At 64.5% G+C, this 15,388-nt stretch carries 13 protein-coding genes; 9 read left to right on the forward strand and 4 right to left on the reverse strand.

What is annotated here, in order from left to right:
* Window positions 1-24: 24 nt before the first annotated feature.
* On the forward strand, window positions 25-603 hold the full coding sequence (locus tag PFLCHA0_RS24400; RefSeq protein ID WP_011063161.1) for a PadR family transcriptional regulator: 579 nt from the start codon (window positions 25-27) through the stop codon (window positions 601-603).
* Window positions 600-1,385, forward strand: a complete 786-nt coding sequence (locus PFLCHA0_RS24405; RefSeq protein WP_015636848.1) for a siderophore-interacting protein — start codon at window positions 600-602, stop codon at window positions 1,383-1,385. Before PFLCHA0_RS24400 ends, PFLCHA0_RS24405 begins: the two co-directional genes overlap by 4 nt.
* 72 nt (window positions 1,386-1,457) lie before the next feature.
* Here PFLCHA0_RS24405 and PFLCHA0_RS24410 read toward each other — a convergent pair whose 3' ends face one another.
* Complete coding sequence (locus PFLCHA0_RS24410; protein ID WP_011063163.1) at window positions 1,458-2,126, reverse strand: Pr6Pr family membrane protein; 669 nt, start codon at window positions 2,124-2,126, stop codon at window positions 1,458-1,460.
* 8 nt (window positions 2,127-2,134) lie between these two features.
* Complete coding sequence (locus PFLCHA0_RS24415; RefSeq protein ID WP_019093117.1) at window positions 2,135-2,365, reverse strand: VF530 family protein; 231 nt, start codon at window positions 2,363-2,365, stop codon at window positions 2,135-2,137.
* Window positions 2,366-2,630: 265 nt separating this feature from the next.
* On the opposite strand from PFLCHA0_RS24415, the gene PFLCHA0_RS24420 reads away from it, so the two are divergent.
* Entirely contained in the window at window positions 2,631-4,670 is a 2,040-nt protein-coding gene (locus PFLCHA0_RS24420; RefSeq protein WP_015636850.1) for a TonB-dependent receptor, read from the forward strand.
* A 65-nt stretch (window positions 4,671-4,735) separates the two neighbouring features.
* Here PFLCHA0_RS24420 and PFLCHA0_RS24425 read toward each other — a convergent pair whose 3' ends face one another.
* Window positions 4,736-6,124 (reverse strand): aminotransferase-like domain-containing protein, encoded by a 1,389-nt coding sequence (locus PFLCHA0_RS24425; protein ID WP_041752535.1) that lies wholly within the window; start codon window positions 6,122-6,124, stop codon window positions 4,736-4,738.
* A 306-nt stretch (window positions 6,125-6,430) separates the two neighbouring features.
* Between PFLCHA0_RS24425 and PFLCHA0_RS24430 the strand changes: the two genes are divergently transcribed.
* From PFLCHA0_RS24430 to PFLCHA0_RS24455, 6 genes are all read left to right on the forward strand, one after another.
* A complete protein-coding gene (locus PFLCHA0_RS24430; protein WP_041752537.1) occupies window positions 6,431-7,633 on the forward strand; it encodes a benzoate/H(+) symporter BenE family transporter in 1,203 nt (400 codons plus the stop codon).
* Window positions 7,634-7,860: 227 nt separating this feature from the next.
* Window positions 7,861-9,234, forward strand: a complete 1,374-nt coding sequence (locus PFLCHA0_RS24435) for a carbohydrate porin (protein ID WP_011063168.1) — start codon at window positions 7,861-7,863, stop codon at window positions 9,232-9,234.
* 117 nt (window positions 9,235-9,351) lie between these two features.
* Complete coding sequence (locus tag PFLCHA0_RS24440; RefSeq protein ID WP_015636854.1) at window positions 9,352-11,772, forward strand: glucose/quinate/shikimate family membrane-bound PQQ-dependent dehydrogenase; 2,421 nt, start codon at window positions 9,352-9,354, stop codon at window positions 11,770-11,772.
* Between the two features lie 398 nt (window positions 11,773-12,170).
* Window positions 12,171-12,431, forward strand: a complete 261-nt coding sequence (locus tag PFLCHA0_RS24445; RefSeq protein WP_015636855.1) for a hypothetical protein — start codon at window positions 12,171-12,173, stop codon at window positions 12,429-12,431.
* Between the two features lie 229 nt (window positions 12,432-12,660).
* Window positions 12,661-12,954, forward strand: a complete 294-nt coding sequence (locus PFLCHA0_RS24450) for a hypothetical protein (RefSeq protein WP_015636856.1) — start codon at window positions 12,661-12,663, stop codon at window positions 12,952-12,954.
* 105 nt (window positions 12,955-13,059) lie between these two features.
* On the forward strand, window positions 13,060-13,707 hold the full coding sequence (locus tag PFLCHA0_RS24455) for a carboxypeptidase-like regulatory domain-containing protein (RefSeq protein ID WP_015636857.1): 648 nt from the start codon (window positions 13,060-13,062) through the stop codon (window positions 13,705-13,707).
* Here PFLCHA0_RS24455 and PFLCHA0_RS24460 read toward each other — a convergent pair.
* Window positions 13,685-15,343: an ATP-binding response regulator gene (locus PFLCHA0_RS24460; RefSeq protein WP_015636858.1), complete on the reverse strand. Its 1,659-nt coding sequence runs from the start codon at window positions 15,341-15,343 to the stop codon at window positions 13,685-13,687. The genes PFLCHA0_RS24455 and PFLCHA0_RS24460 overlap by 23 nt on opposite strands.
* Between the last annotated feature and the right edge of the window lie 45 nt (window positions 15,344-15,388).

Below are 15,388 nucleotides of genomic sequence, written 5' to 3' on the forward strand. Positions count from 1 at the left end.
TAAATCGAAACGGAGAAAGAGAAAATGAGAGAGCACCACCACCCTCCCCATCGCGAGCACGGGGACAGCCATGAGATCTTCGAACGCCGCCCGGGCCGCGAACGCGGCGGCCGCGGGCCCCGGGTATTCGCCCCCGGCGACCTGAAACTGCTGCTGTTGGCGCTGATCGCCGAGCAACCCTGCCACGGCTACGACCTGATCCGCCAGATTGAAAGCATGTTCGACGGCGCCTACAGCCCCAGCCCCGGCGTGATCTACCCGACCCTGACCTTTCTCGAAGAAAGCGAAATGATCCAGGGCGATGCCGAAGGCGGCAAAAAGCGCTACAGCGTGACCGACGCCGGACGTCTGTCCCTGCAGGAGCAAGCCATCGCCCTGGACGGCGTGCGCATGCGCATCGAGGTCAGCAAGCGCTCCCTGCGCGGACATGATCGCCCCGCTGAAATCCACGAGGCGGTGCACAACCTGCGCCACGCCCTGCAAATGCACCATGGCCGCTGGAGCCCGGAAGAAATCCTTCGGGTGCGCGACCTGCTGAACAACACCGCCAAGGCCATTGTCGATGGTCCTGTGAGCCACCCCGCCCCGGAGAAAAGCCAATGACTGCCAGCCCAGAACTGTCCATCCATCGGGTCATGCACGAGATCAAGCGCCGCCGCCTGGAGGTGCTGCGCGTAGTCGACCTGACCCCGCGCATGCGCCGCATCACCCTGGGCGGCCCTGAGCTGGCCGGGTTCATCAGCCTGGGCAGCGACGACCATGTGAAGCTGCTGTTCCCGCAGAACGCCGAACAGCAAGCCGCCCTGGAAACCCTGGTACTGGGCCCGGGCAAGGACAGCGGCCCGATGCCCGCCATGCGCGACTACACCCCGCGCCGCTATGACCTGGAGCTGGGCGAACTGGACATCGACTTCGTGCTCCACGGCGACGGCCCCGCCTCCACCTGGGCCGAACAGGCCGCACCGGGCCAGTTCCTGCACATCGGCGGGCCACGGGGCTCGATGGTGGTGCCGGATATCTTCGACAGCTACCTGCTGATCGGCGATGAAACCGCGCTGCCGGCCATTGCCCGGCGCCTGGAAGAACTGCCGGCCGGGCGCCAGGTGCTGGCGGTGATCGAGGTGCAGAACGCCGCCGAACGCCAGGCTCTGGACAGCGCCGCCCAGGTGCAGGTGATCTGGGTTGAACGGGACGCAGGCGGGCAGGACCTGATCAGCACGGTGCGCCAGGTGCAGGTGCCGCAAGGCAAGCTGTATGCCTGGGTAGCCACCGAGAGCAAGGTGTCGCGCCAGGTGCGTCGAGTGCTGCTGGATGAGCACCAGCTCAACGACGAATTCGTCAAGGCCGCCGGTTACTGGCGCCTGGACAGCAGCGAAGAAGAATAATCGCGCATCAGGGTAGGAACTGGCTTGCCAGCGAAGGCGGTCCCAAGGGCCCCCTCGCCGGCAAGCCGGCTCCTACGGGGCCCGGGACCGGAGTTTACCCAGCCAGCGGTCCAGCCCCAGCAACAGCAGGGATACCAGGACGAACCCCGCCAATATCCCGAGGGCATTGAGCAGCACCCGGGGGTAGCCCAGCCTGTCCACGGAGATGAAGGGATAGGGGTACAGCCCAAGCAAGTGCCCGCGCAGCAACAGGTAGGCGAAATACACAATCGGGTAGAGCGTCCACCACCCGATGTGCCTCATCCGCAGCCCGCCCTTGGGCACGCAACACCACCAATAGACCAGGAACAGCAGCGGCATCACGTCATGCAGCAACTCGTCCGCCAGCCATTGCCAACCCTGGGGATGCCACAGGTGGCGCAACAGCAGGCTGTAGGCCAGCCCCACCAGCAGAATGCTCGCCGCCACGGCGCCGCTGACCCAGGGCTGGAGCATGAACGCCTGCCCCTTGGAAACCCGCAGGTTGAGGGCGCAAGTCAGCACGCTGGCCACCAGGGTATTGCTGAGCACGGTGAAGAAACTGAAGAAGTTCACCAGCCCGCCCAGCAGGCTGGCGCCACTGTCCCAGCGCAACAGCAGGATCAGGTACAGCTGGACGGTCAGCCCGAACCAGCCAAGGATCGCCGCCACGGCAATCAGGCCACGCCGAGTGCACAGCCCCGGCAGCGAGAAGCCAGCCATAGGGCTCCTTAAAGCGGGCGCTTGGTGCGTTGCAACTTCACATAGAGTTTCTCGACCTTCTCCCTCGCCCAGGGCGTCTTGCGCAGGAAGGTCAGGCTCGACTTGATGCTCGGGTCGCTCTTGAAGCAGCGGATATCAATGCGTTCGGCCAGCCCCGACCACTCGTAGTGTTCCACCAGCGCCTTGAGGATCTGTTCCAGGGTCACGCCATGCAGCGGGTCGGTGTGGGTGTCGGTCATGCCAGGCCTTTGCGGGAAGAAAATGAGGAAAGCCGCGCACCTTAGCCGAGGGCTTGGCCCCGCGCCAGCACGCTTGAGTAACTGTAGTCGCAGCCCGTCACCGAGGCGATCGGGCATGAACGGCGAAAAGTTCCTGGCTTTTCGAAATAAAAGAGATGTTATATTGTATCAATCAATAACAACTCACCCGCATTTTGGGCACCCCCGTGTCCCGCCTGCTCACTGACTCAAAGCGCCTAGCGCTCTGTTCGCCAAGGAATGACCGATGTCCCGCTCAACTCCCCGCCCTTCTCGCTCCCTGCTCTGGCGCCTGTCGCCACTGTCCGCCGCGCTGCTGATCGCCTCCCAGGCCCATGCCGTGGAATTGCCCCAGCAGGTCATCACCGCCAACCCCCTGGGCAGCACCGAACTGGCCGCCCCAAGCACTGTGCTGGAAGGCGACCAACTGACCCTGGAACAAAAAGGCAGCCTCGGTGAAACCCTGAACAAACAGCCGGGCGTGTCTTCATCCTACTTCGGGCCGGGGGCCAGCCGGCCGATCATTCGCGGCCTGGATGGCGACCGGATTCGCATTCTGCAGAACGGCGTCGGGGCCCTCGACGCCTCGTCGCTGTCCTACGACCATGCGGTGCCCCTGGACCCGGTTAACGTCGAGCGCATCGAGATCGTCCGCGGCCCGGCGGCCCTGCTGTACGGCGGCAACGCCATTGGCGGGGTGGTCAACAGCTTCGACAATCGGATTCCCACCGAGGCCATCGAGGGCATCCACGGGGCGGGCGAGTTGCGCTACGGCGGCGCCGACACCACCCGCAGCAGCGCCGGCAAGCTGGAAGCCGGCGATGGCACCTTTGCCCTGCACCTGGATGCCAACTCGCGGCAGTTCAATGACCTGAAGATTCCCGGCTACGCCCGCAGCCGTCACGCTGCGGCCAGTGAAGACGGGGATGGCAAGAAAGGTCGCCTGGGCAACAGCGACGGTCGCCAGGACGGCGGTGCCATCGGCGGTTCCTACACCTGGGACGACGGCTATGCCGGCCTGTCCTACAGCAACTACGACTCCAACTACGGCTCCCCCGCCGAAGAAGACGTGCGCATCCGCATGAAGCAGGACCACTACGCCTTCGCTTCGGAACTGCGCAACCTGCAGGGCCCGTTCAGCTCGCTCAAGTTCAACGCCGGCTACACCGACTACGAACACCGCGAGATCGAGGGCGGCGAAACCGGCACCACCTTCAAGAACAAGGGCTACGAGGCCCGTGTCGAGGCCCGGCACCAGCCGCTGGGCCCGCTCGAAGGGGTGATCGGTGCACAGGTCAACCGCAACGAATTCTCCGCCCTGGGCGAAGAAGCCTTCGTGCCACAGACCGATACCAACAGCGGCGCGCTGTTCATCCTCGAAGAACTGCAAGCCACCGAACGCCTGCGGCTCAGCCTCGGCGGGCGCCTGGAACACACCACCGTGGACCCGGAAAGCAAGGGCAACGAACGCTTCGCCCAGGCCGACAAGTCCAGCAGCTTCACCGCCGGCAGCCTGTCCTCGGGGGCGGTCTACACCCTGACCCCGGTCTGGTCCCTGGCCGCGACCCTGGGCTACACCGAGCGCGCCCCGACCTTCTACGAGCTGTATGCCAACGGCGCCCACGTCGCCACCGGCACCTATGAAGTGGGCAGCGCCAAGCTATCGAAGGAAAAAGCCGTGTCCAGCGACCTGGCCCTGCGCTTCGACAACGGCATCCACAAAGGCAGCGTCGGCGTGTTCTACAGCCACTTCTCCAACTACATCGGCCTGCTGGGCACAGGGCGCACCCTCAACGATGAAGGCGAAGAAGATGCGACAGGCATCCCGGAATACGCCTACAGCGGAGTGCGGGCACGCTTCAGTGGGATCGAGGCCCAGGATCGCTGGACCCTGGGGGAAAACGCCTACGGCAAGTTCGCCCTGGAACTGTCCGGCGACTACACCCGGGCCAAGAACCTGGATAACGGCCAGGACCTGCCCCGCATCGCTCCATTGCGCCTGAACAGTGGCCTGCTGTGGGAACTGGACCGCTGGCAGGCACGCCTGGATGTACAACATGCCGCCAGCCAGGGCCGGGTGCCGGACAACGAAAGCGGCACCGATGGCTACACCACCTTTGGCGCCAGTGCCGGTTATCGCTTCGATATCGGACATAGCCAGTGGCTGGCCTTCGTCAAGGGCGAGAACCTGACCAACCAGACCGTGCGCTATGCCAGCTCGATCCTGCGGGATATCGCGCCGGCCGCGGGGCGCAGTGTGGAAGTGGGGTTGCGTACTACCTTTTAAGGCCCTGTTCGCCGGCAAGCCGGCTCCTACACGGCCCCGCAGGAGCCGGCTTGCCGGCCAAGGGTTTAGCGGTAACGCCGCGGGTCAGCCTCGATCAGGCTGGCCAGCTGGGTCAGGGCAAAGCGCAACTCGTCCTGGGTGGTGGGCGACATCAATACCACCCGCACACAACGGGAGCTGGCACCGCGTTCCACCTGGAACTGGCTGCCGCTCATCACCAGCACGCCATTGGCTCGGGCCAGGGTGGCGAACTCATCGCCCGTCCAGGGCTCCGGCAAGGTCAGCCACAGGTGATAGCTGTGGGGCTGGGTCCGGATCTCCAGGCCGGCAAACACGTCCCGGGCAATCGCCTGGCGCGCTGCCGCTTCATTGCGCTGGGTCTGCACCAGCTTGCGGTCCAAGCCTTCGACAATCACATTGCTGGCCAATTGCGCGGTCAGCGGCGACGGCATCCACACGCTGCTACGGACCATGGAACTCAGCCGCGACAGCAGCTTTGGCGGGCTGTAGAGGTAACCCACGCGCAACGCCGGCATGATCGCCTTGGACAGGCTGGTGAGGTACACCGAACGCTGCGGCGCATAGCTCGACAGCGGCTTGATCGACGGATCGGTGGCGAGAAAGCCGTAGATATCGTCGTCGATGATCAGGAAGTCGAACTCTTCGGCGATTGCCGCAATTTGCGCCCGACGCCTTGGCGACATGATCGCCGTGGTGGGGTTCTGGCAACTGGCGACGCACACCAGCAGCGCCGGTTTTTCCCGCAGGCACTGCTCGCGCAGGGCCTCGGGGAGTATTCCCTCTTCATCCATGGCCACGCCCCGCAGGCGCCGCTCCAGGCCGTGGGCCACGGAGATGATGCCCGGATAGCAGAGCGACTCGCAAAGCACCACGTCGCCGGCGTTGCTCAGGGCGCTGATGGCCACCATCAGCCCGTGCTGGGCACCGGAGGTAATGACCACCTGCTGCCAGTTGGCCTCGGGCAAGGAATGCCGCAACCACTGCGCCCCGGCCTCGCGATGAGCCGGGTGGCCTCCATCGGGGGCGTAGTCCAGCGCCCGGCCGAAGTCACTGCTGCGGGCCATGCCCACCAGGGCGCCACGCAACCAGTACTCCAGGGTTTCGCTGTAGGGCTTGATGATCGACAGGTCCAGGGCTTCGGCCTGCCCCAGGGACAGGGACGGAGCGCTGGAACCTTCGGGCAACACCAGCGGCGGCTGCGCCAGCACGTAAGTGCCGCGGCCGACTTCGCCCTGCACCAACCCACGCCGCTGAGCTTCGCTGTAGGCGCGGCTGATGGTGCCAGGGGTGACATTCAGGGTTACCGCCAGCTCGCGCAGGGTCGGCAAGCGGTCACCATCATTCAACAAACCGCTGCCGATATCCCGCGCCAGGGCGTCGGCGATGGACAGGTAGACCGGTTGATTGAACTCGCTTAACTGGGGAACCCACATGGAGGCTGATGACCATCGGCTGCGTTGAGGTGGACCGGAGCATATCACAGCCATGGATCGCCTCTTAACATCGACTCATTTGGAAAATTGATTCGATCTTCAAGCCAAACTGGCGACTCAAAACCGCTAAAAAGTTTTTATATTATCTATAAATTCTTATAAATCATTAACTTACCAACAAAACATAGCCAGCTTCGGTACAGCCATCCCGAGAAACAATTGAATCGATTCAATTCATTGAAATACACTCAACCAACACCAACCCAATCGACTCAATCCCTCCCACCCATGCCCAGTCGAGATGCCATGCACAGTCTCAGCAAGGACCTGTCCCTCTCCGCCGTGATCGCCGGCCTGATCGCCGTGATCATTTCCTACGCCGGCCCCTTGATCATCGTGTTCCAGGCCGCCCGCGAAGCCCATCTGCCCAGCGACCAGGTGTCATCGTGGATCTGGGCCATCTCCATCGGCAGCGGCCTCACCGGCCTGCTGCTGAGCTGGCGCCTGAAAGTGCCGGTGATCACCGCCTGGTCCACCCCCGGCGCGGCGCTGCTGGTGTCGATGCTGCCCACGGTGTCGCTGCCCCAGGCCATCGGCGCCTACATCGTGGCCTCATTGCTCATCGCGCTGGTCGGGCTTTCCGGGGCCTTCGACAAGCTCATGAGCCGCCTGCCCAAGGCGATTGCCGCCGCCATGCTGGCGGGCATCCTGTTCCGCTTCGGCGCCGGCCTGTTCACTTCGGTCAGCCTGCAACCGGCCCTGGTGCTGGCGATGATCGCCGCCTACCTGCTGGGCAAGCGCCTGTCACCCCGCTACGCGATCCTCGCGGTGCTGCTGGTGGGCTGCGCGATGGCCGCAGGCCTGGGCGAACTCAATGGCGGTGCCATCACCCTGGCGGTGGCCCAGCCGATCTTCATCGCTCCCGAGTGGAGCTGGCACGCCATCATCAACATCGGCCTGCCCCTGGCCCTGGTCACCCTGACCGGGCAATACGTGCCGGGCATGGCGGTGATGCGCAGCGCCGGCTACAACACCCCGGCCCGCTCGATCATTTCCTGGACAGCCATCACCTCGGCACTGCTGGCGCCGTTCGGCTCCCACGGGATCAACCTGGCGGCCATCACCGCTGCCATCTGCACCGGCCGCGAAGCCCATGAAGACAAGGACAAGCGCTACATCGCCGGGATCGCCTGCGGCCTGTTCTACATCCTCATGGGGATTTTCGGCGCAACCCTGGCCTCGGTGTTCGCCGCCCTGCCCAAGGAGCTGATTGCAGCACTGGCCGGCCTGGCCCTGTTCGGCGCCATCAGCGCCGGGTTGAGCGGCGCCATGGCCGACGAAAAACAGCGTGAAGCGGCGCTGATCACCTTCCTGGTCACGGCATCGGGCATGAGCTTCCTGGGCCTGGCCGCCGCGTTCTGGGGGTTGATCTTCGGCCTGGTGGCGCACTTTGCCCTGAACCACACCCGGCACAAACCCAGCCTCGCCCAGGCCAGCGCCCCACGCTGAGCAGAGCCCGGGCCGGGAACTGTTACCGATTGCGAAACTGTTCATGTCAATAAAAGCGCTTTCTCTCCCGGAGACGGCGCTTTATCCTTAGCCCCCTAATAAAGCTGAACCGTTTCATCTTTCCCTTTGAAATCAGTGGCCTGCCGTTCTCGATCAACCTGCATCGATGCTACGCGCCATGCCCTTGCTTCTGCCTATTCCTAGAAAAAGACCTTATCCGAATGCCTATGCCCACTTTTCAGCGCTTAAAAGACAGCGCTGTCCTGACTTCCGTCGCCCTGCCCAAGAGCCTGAGCCTACTCGGCGCCCTTGGATTTGCCGCCTGCGCCCAGGCCGCACCGGCCTTCGACAGTGACTCACCGTGGATGCTCGGCGACTGGAATGGCACCCGCACGGAACTGGCCAACAAAGGCTACGACTTCAAGATCGACTACGTCGGCGAGATGGGCGCCAACCTGCACGGTGGCTACGACCACGACCGCACCGCGCGCTACAGCGACCAGTTTGCCTTCGGCAGCCACCTGGACCTGCAGAAGATCCTCGGCTGGGACGACGCCGAATTCCAACTGACGGTGACCAAGCGCGACGGCGACAACATCAGCAACGACCGGATCAACGACCCGCGGGTCGGCGGCTTCACCTCGGCCCAGGAAGTCTGGGGCCGCGGCCAGACCTGGCGCCTGACGCAAATGTGGTACCAGCAGAAATTCTTCGACCAGAAGCTCGACATCAAGGCCGGCCGCTTCGGCCAGGGCGAAGACTTCAACAGCTTCCCCTGCGACTTCCAGAACCTGGCGTTCTGCGGCTCCCAGGTGGGTAACTGGGCCGGCAGCGTCTGGTACAACTGGCCGGTCAGCCAGTGGGCCCTGCGGGTCAAATACCACCTGAACGCCGAGCTCTACGCGCAGATCGGTGCCTATGAGCAGAACCCCTCGAACCTCGATCGCGACAACGGCTTCAAGCTCAGCGGCAGCGGCACCCAGGGCACACTGTTGCCAGTGGAACTGGTGTGGACACCCAAACTCAACGGCCTGGCCGGTGAGTACCGCGCCGGCTATTACTACAGCAGCGCCAAGGCCAGCGACGTCTACAAGGATGGCAATGGCCAGCCTGCAGCCCTGACCGGCGAGGCCTACCGCAGCAGCTCCAGCAAGCACGGCCTGTGGCTGGGCGCGCAACAGCAGGTCACCAGCCAGGCCAGCGACCACTCCCGCGGCCTGAGCCTGTTCGCCAACGTCACCGCCCACGACAAGAAGACCAACGCCATCGACAACTATGTCCAGGCGGGCCTGGTCTACAAGGGGCTGTTCGATGCCCGGGCCAAGGATGACATCGGCTTTGCCCTGGCCCGGGTCCATGTCAACCCGGCGTACCGCAAGAACGCCCAGGCCAGCAACCAGGCCCGGGCGCTCTACGACTACGACAACCCGAGCTACCTGCCGCCCCAGGACACCGAATACAGCGCCGAGCTGTACTACGGCGTGCACCTGGCCAACTGGCTGACCGTGCGCCCCAACCTGCAATACATCCGCCACCCCGGCGGCGTGAGCCGGGTGGACGACGCCCTGATCGGCGGGATCAAGATCCAGAGTTCGTTCTAAGGCCGACAGGCACACAACGACGCCATTCACAGTTTTCAGCTGAACCAAGCCCGCGCCTGATCGTCATCTACAGTGAACATGCGCGGGAACACTCTAAACGTCACGGAGAACCACACTATGAGCACTGAGGGTGCTTCAAGTCCGAGCCGCTTGCTGCCAAGCCTGCTCGGGATCTTGCTGCTGCTAATGGGCCTGGCCTTGCTGGCCGGGGGGATCAAGCTGAGCATGCTCGGCGGCTCGCTGTACTACGTTTTGGCCGGTATCGGCCTGACGTTGACCGGCCTCTTGCTGCTGGCCGGTAAACGCGCGGCGCTGGGCCTGTACGCCCTGGTACTGTTCGCCAGTACCGTCTGGTCGCTATGGGAAATCGGCCTGGACTGGTGGCAACTGGTGCCACGCCTGTCGCTGTGGTTCGCCCTCGGCGTGGTCCTGCTGCTGCCCTGGTTCCGTCGCCCGCTGCTGCGCGATGGCCCGGCCCCGCTGGGCACCGCTGCCCTGAGCGTGGCCGTGGTCCTGGCCGGTGGCGCCGCCATTGGCAGCCAGTTCACCAACCCCGGGGAAATCTCCGGTGACCTGGGCCGCGACACCGCGGACATGACCAGCACCGCGCCGGCCATCCCCGACGGTGAATGGCAGGCCTACGGCCGCACCGAGTTCGGCGATCGCTACTCGCCGCTGAAGCAGATCACCCCGGCCAACATCGGCAAGCTGCAGGAAGCCTGGCGCATCCGCACCGGCGACATGCCGACCGACAAGGACCCGGTGGAAATCACCAACCAGAACACCCCGCTGAAGGTCAACGGCAAGCTCTATGCCTGCACCGCCCACAGCAAGGTGCTGGCCCTGGACCCGGATACCGGCAAGGAAATCTGGCGCTTCGACCCGCAGATCCAGGGCCCCAACGGCGACGACTTCCGTGGCTGGGCACACATGACCTGCCGTGGCGTGTCGTACTACGACGAAGCCAACTTCAAGAACGCCGACGCCATCAGCCAGCCGGCCACCCTGTCCCCGGCGGGCCAGGCCATCGCTACCAGCTGCCCGCGTCGCCTGTTCCTGCCTACCGCCGATGCGCGCCTGATCGCCATCAACGCCGACACCGGCAAGGTCTGTGAAGACTTCGGCACCAAGGGCGCCGTGGACCTGAAGGCCGGTATCGGCCCATTCACCCCGGGCGGCTACTACTCCACCTCCCCGGCGGCCATCACCCGTAACCTGGTGATCATTGGCGGCCACGTGACCGACAACGAGTCGACCAACGAGCCGTCCGGCGTGATCCGCGCCTTCGACGTGCACGACGGCCACCTGGTGTGGAACTGGGATTCGGGCAACCCGGACGAGACCACTCCGCTGCCGGAAGGCAAGACCTATACCCGCAACTCGCCGAACATGTGGTCCCTGGCCAGCGTCGACGAGAAACTGGGCATGGTCTACCTGCCACTGGGCAACCAGATGCCTGACCAGTGGGGCGGCAACCGCACCGCAGGCGCCGAGAAATTCAGCGCCGGCACCGTGGCCCTGGACATCGACACCGGCAAGCTGCGCTGGAACTACCAGTTCACCCACCACGACCTGTGGGACATGGACGTGGGCAGCCAGCCGACCCTGCTCGACATGAAGACCGCGGACGGCGTCAAGCCGGCGCTGATCCAGCCGACCAAGCAAGGCAGCCTGTACGTACTGGACCGTCGCGACGGCACCCCGATCGTGCCGATCCGTGAAGTACCGGCCCCGACCGGCGCAGTCGAAGGCGACCACACCGCACCGACCCAGGCCCGTTCGGACCTGAACCTGCTGCCGCCGCCACTGGACGAGAAAGCCATGTGGGGTGCCACGCCGTTCGACCAGATGCTGTGCCGCATCCAGTTCAAGGAACTGCGCTATGAAGGTCAGTACACCCCGCCATCGGTGCAGGGCAGCCTGATCTACCCGGGCAACGTCGGCGTGTTCAACTGGGGCAGCGTCTCGCTGGACCCGGTCCGTCAATTGCTGTTCACCAGCCCGAACTACATGGCCTTCGTTTCCAAGCTGGTGCCGCGTGCCGAAGTGGCCGCCGGGAGCAAGCGCGAAAGCGAGACCTCGGGCGTGCAACCCAACACCGGCGCGCCTTACGCGGTGATCATGCATCCGTTCATGTCGCCGCTCGGCGTACCTTGCCAGGCTCCGGCCTGGGGCTACGTGGCCGGTATCGACCTGACCACCAACAAGGTGGTGTGGAAGCACAAGAACGGCACCAGCCGTGACAGCTCGCCAATCCCGATCGGCCTGCCGATGGGCGTGCCGAGCATGGGCGGCTCCATGGTTACCGGTGGTGGCGTGGGCTTCCTCAGCGGCACCCTGGACCAGTACATCCGCGCCTATGACGTGAAGAACGGCAAGGAGCTGTGGAAGTCCCGCCTGCCAGCGGGTGGCCAGGCCACGCCGATGAGCTACACCGGCAAGGATGGCAAGCAGTACGTGCTGGTGGTCGTGGGCGGCCACGGCTCCCTGGGCACCAAGATGGGCGACTACATCATTGCCTACAAACTGTCGGAATAAGCTTTACCGGCAGGCGTGAAAAAGGCGGCTACCTTCTGGTAGCCGCCTTTTTTTGTGCCGTTCGCCCTCTGCGTAGGAGCTGGCTTGCCAGCGAAGGCGCGGGCCCGGGCGCTGCATGGCTTGCGGGCCTCTTCGCCGGCAAGCCGGCTCCTACAAGGGGCTTGTCATTCCATCTTGCTCGACCGGCAGCCCTTCAAAGGACGGTCACCGAAAATTCCTACAACTCACGTCCCATCGCATCACCTTGCCCCTCAAGGGCTCTGCCCTTAAGGTCTGGGGGTCATTGAAAACTCAGTGACAGGGGTGTGGAAGCCCCCCATATCGTCAGGCGCGCAAAGCACCAGCAACTGCCTGACCTGTTTGTAGCCTGCACTTTGGACAAAGCCGTGGAGCAATACATGCCCCTCACCAGCAACGACTACAACATCCCCGCCCTGCTGGTGGACACCCAGGCCCCGCTGGACGCTCTCCACGAAGCCGCCGCACACCGCATCCGCGCGGCCACCCAGTTGCTGGAGAACATCGCCAGCCACGACAACCTGCAGAGCAACCCGGCTCTGCTCCAGGACTTCGCCCAGCTGTGCGTCATCCCCCTGCGCGATGGCTGCGACCTGCTGGACGTACTGGGCCGACGCCTGCAGGAACAACTGCTGACCTGACCCCGGCTCCAGGACCGGCGGCGCCTCGCCGGCCCTCTCAAGCGGCCCTGTTCGCCTGCCCAGCAGTCCCGTAATTGCAAAGCGACATTAGCCCATTTGTGCTAATCGACCCTCCCCCAACCCGGGGCTATAGTGCCGAGCAACCATCTGATCTCCCCACCGTTGCCAGCCTGCGGTGTCGGGAGCGGCTGCGCCGTTGAAAACACAACAACACCAAGGAAGATTCATCATGAAACTCCAGTCCAGCCTCCGCCCCGTTGCCCTGCTCAGCCTCCTGGCACTCGCCCTGGGCGGTTGCGCCATCGCCAAACCGAGCAACGACGACCTCAAGAACCGCGCCCAGATCACCCTTGGCAAGCCGGTTTCCACGGTTTCCAACGTGCGCAGCGACGCGTCCCAGACCTACTTCACCGCCAGCACCAGTGCCGGCGAATACAATTGCGTACTGCCCAGCGGCGGCATGGTCGCCTTCGCCACCATGGGTGGAGCGGTAGCGCTGCCGGCCGAGTGCAGCAAGCAATAAACCGCTAGCCCCTGGCCAACCAGGTTCGCCGCGACGGGCTGCACCGGTGTAGCAGCGGGACAGCGTCGGGCGAGCACCACTCCCTCCTGAAAAGGTCCTGAGTTGATGAAACCCCGTCTCTTCATGGTGACAGGCCTGGCCCTGCTCGCCTGTACCCTGATTGCCTGCGCGCCGCGCCAAGGGCGAACCCTGGACGAATACCCGCCAGTCAAGATTCCCACCGTGCAGTACCCCGACGAGCCCTTCGACACCCAGGCCGCGCGCGCCGCGCTGCAACCCGGCACCGCAACGCTCACCGGCAAGTTCTGTATCGTCGGCAATGACGGTATCGAAGACAGCCGCAACGTCGAGATCTATCTCTACCCGGCCACCCCGCACTTGCAGGCCTGGCACAAGTTGCGCGCGTCCCAACCCGAAGGCGCACCGGTGAGCATGGTCCCCGAGGCCCTGGCCGTGCACCGGGTGACCCGCACCGACGGCAACGGCATCTTCCAGTTCACGGGGCTGCAACCGGGCCGCTACTTCGTCCAGGGCCGCGATATGGTGTACGGCACCAGCCGCTGGAACGAGTACGTGGGCACCGGCCAGAGCAACACCAACTACGGGCCGGTGACCACCCACTACTACACCGAGCGCAGTTCGATCTCTTCGTACTCGGGCATGCTGGATGACTTCGTCGAACTGGCCAGCGGCGAGAACAAGAAGCTGACCATGACCAACTACCCCCTGCTTATCCCGTGCCGGACCTGGTAACTGCCTCTGGCGCCGCAGCCCTGTGGGCAGGCACCAGCGGCGCCTCGCGCAGGGCTCGCAAGGTGCTGCGCAGTTCCACCGGCCGCACCGGCTTGGACAGGATGGCGATGTTGCGGTCGTGCAGGGCGGCGTGGATTTTCTCGATGTCGTGCCCGGTGATGATCAGCGCCGGCACTTCCCAGCCCCGCTGCTGACGGATGCTGTCGATGCATTCGATACCCGAGGCCCGGGTGCCCAGGTCATAGTCGGCGACGATAATGTCGCAATCGGTCAGCAGGTTCTCCCCGCTCGATTCGGCCTGGACCACGCAGCCCCAGCGCTCCAGCAGCGCCGAAGTGGCCAGCAGCACGTTACGGTCATCCTCCACCAGACAGACCCGCAGCCCGGTCAGCAAGCCGCTCTGCAACGCCTCGTCACGACCGTGCAAACGCTGTGGCGCGGCCAGTGACAGGCCGTGCAGGCTGACCGTGGTGCCGTGGTCGACCCGCGAACGAATCGTCACCTGCAGGTCAGTCATCTGCCCCAGGCGCTTGACGATGGACAGGCCCAGGCCGACGCCTTCGACGTCCTTGTCCCGTACCTGGCGAACCCGGTAGAACTCATCGAAGATCTTCGGCAGATGCTCCTCGGCAATCCCCCGGCCCTGGTCATAGATGACAATGGCCAGGCCTTGGCCACGCCGGCGCACGCCAATCAGCACCGGCCGTTCCGCGGCGTACTTGAAGCAATTGGACAGCACGTTCTGCACCATGGTCGCCAACAGCCCCGGGTCGACCCGCACCCAATGGGCGCAGGGCCGCAGCCGCAGTTCGACACCGGCCCAGCGCGCCGCCTCGGAATTCTGGCGTACCAGGTCGCGCAGCAGTTCGCCCAGGTGGACGGTTTCGTACTTAGGCTGCACTCGCCCGTTGTCCAGGGTGTAGAGGTCGAGGATCGAGCGGAACAACTGCGAGACGTTGAGCAGCGAACGATCGATGTTGTCCACCAGGCGCCGCTCATCCACCCCCAGGCTGGCTTCGCGCAGGCAGGCGGTGAACAGGCCGATGGAGTGGATCGGCTGGCGCAGGTCATGGCTGGCCTGGGCCAGGAAACGGGACTTTTCCAGGTTGGCGGCAATCGCCTCTTCCGAAGCAAGGCGGGTGCGCTTGAGCAGGATGTGGGCGTACACCGGGATCACCGTGCTGGTGATCATCAGCATCAGCACCATGTAGGGCTGGGCCTGCCAATAGGGGGTCAGCAGGTAGACCATGAACAGCGCGAACAGCGCCAGCACGGTGGCGATGGCCAGGTAGCGCGAGCCGAAGCGCATGCCATTGCCCAGGTTGACCCAGACCATCACCGCATAGATCGGCAGCGCCCCCTCGCCGCCTACCACCAGGCCGTAACAGGTGCCGGTGTAGTCATAGACCATGCCCAGGATGCGCCGCGCCGGGTAGTGCCCGGGCCAACGGGCAATGGCCATGCGCAGCACGATCGAACCCAGCATGAACAGGGAAATGTAGATCATCACCGGCACGTAGGGATCCACATCCTGCCCCGGCAGGAAGCCGATCACGCCAAACCAGACCAGGGCGCATCCGGCCACGATAATCCGCAGGGTGGCCTGATCGAGTTCACTGTCTTTCTCAACTTTCATGCAATCACCTCCTTGTGCAATATGCGCTGCCGTGGTCTTTTGCCG

Origin of the sequence: Pseudomonas protegens CHA0 (assembly GCF_000397205.1) — a bacterium.
Lineage (GTDB): Bacteria > Pseudomonadota > Gammaproteobacteria > Pseudomonadales > Pseudomonadaceae > Aquipseudomonas > Aquipseudomonas protegens.

What these genes read in the sequence shown, in the direction of transcription:
- PFLCHA0_RS24400 (WP_011063161.1), top strand. Translation starts at nt 25, where the DNA reads ATGAGAGAGCACCACCACCCTCCCCATCGCGAGCACGGGGACAGCCAT.
- PFLCHA0_RS24405 (WP_015636848.1), top strand. Translation starts at nt 600, where the DNA reads ATGACTGCCAGCCCAGAACTGTCCATCCATCGGGTCATGCACGAGATC.
- PFLCHA0_RS24410 (WP_011063163.1), bottom strand. Translation starts at nt 2,126, where the DNA reads ATGGCTGGCTTCTCGCTGCCGGGGCTGTGCACTCGGCGTGGCCTGATT.
- PFLCHA0_RS24415 (WP_019093117.1), bottom strand. Translation starts at nt 2,365, where the DNA reads ATGACCGACACCCACACCGACCCGCTGCATGGCGTGACCCTGGAACAG.
- PFLCHA0_RS24420 (WP_015636850.1), top strand. Translation starts at nt 2,631, where the DNA reads ATGTCCCGCTCAACTCCCCGCCCTTCTCGCTCCCTGCTCTGGCGCCTG.
- PFLCHA0_RS24425 (WP_041752535.1), bottom strand. Translation starts at nt 6,124, where the DNA reads ATGTGGGTTCCCCAGTTAAGCGAGTTCAATCAACCGGTCTACCTGTCC.
- PFLCHA0_RS24430 (WP_041752537.1), top strand. Translation starts at nt 6,431, where the DNA reads ATGCACAGTCTCAGCAAGGACCTGTCCCTCTCCGCCGTGATCGCCGGC.
- PFLCHA0_RS24435 (WP_011063168.1), top strand. Translation starts at nt 7,861, where the DNA reads ATGCCCACTTTTCAGCGCTTAAAAGACAGCGCTGTCCTGACTTCCGTC.
- PFLCHA0_RS24440 (WP_015636854.1), top strand. Translation starts at nt 9,352, where the DNA reads ATGAGCACTGAGGGTGCTTCAAGTCCGAGCCGCTTGCTGCCAAGCCTG.
- PFLCHA0_RS24445 (WP_015636855.1), top strand. Translation starts at nt 12,171, where the DNA reads ATGCCCCTCACCAGCAACGACTACAACATCCCCGCCCTGCTGGTGGAC.
- PFLCHA0_RS24450 (WP_015636856.1), top strand. Translation starts at nt 12,661, where the DNA reads ATGAAACTCCAGTCCAGCCTCCGCCCCGTTGCCCTGCTCAGCCTCCTG.
- PFLCHA0_RS24455 (WP_015636857.1), top strand. Translation starts at nt 13,060, where the DNA reads ATGAAACCCCGTCTCTTCATGGTGACAGGCCTGGCCCTGCTCGCCTGT.
- PFLCHA0_RS24460 (WP_015636858.1), bottom strand. Translation starts at nt 15,343, where the DNA reads ATGAAAGTTGAGAAAGACAGTGAACTCGATCAGGCCACCCTGCGGATT.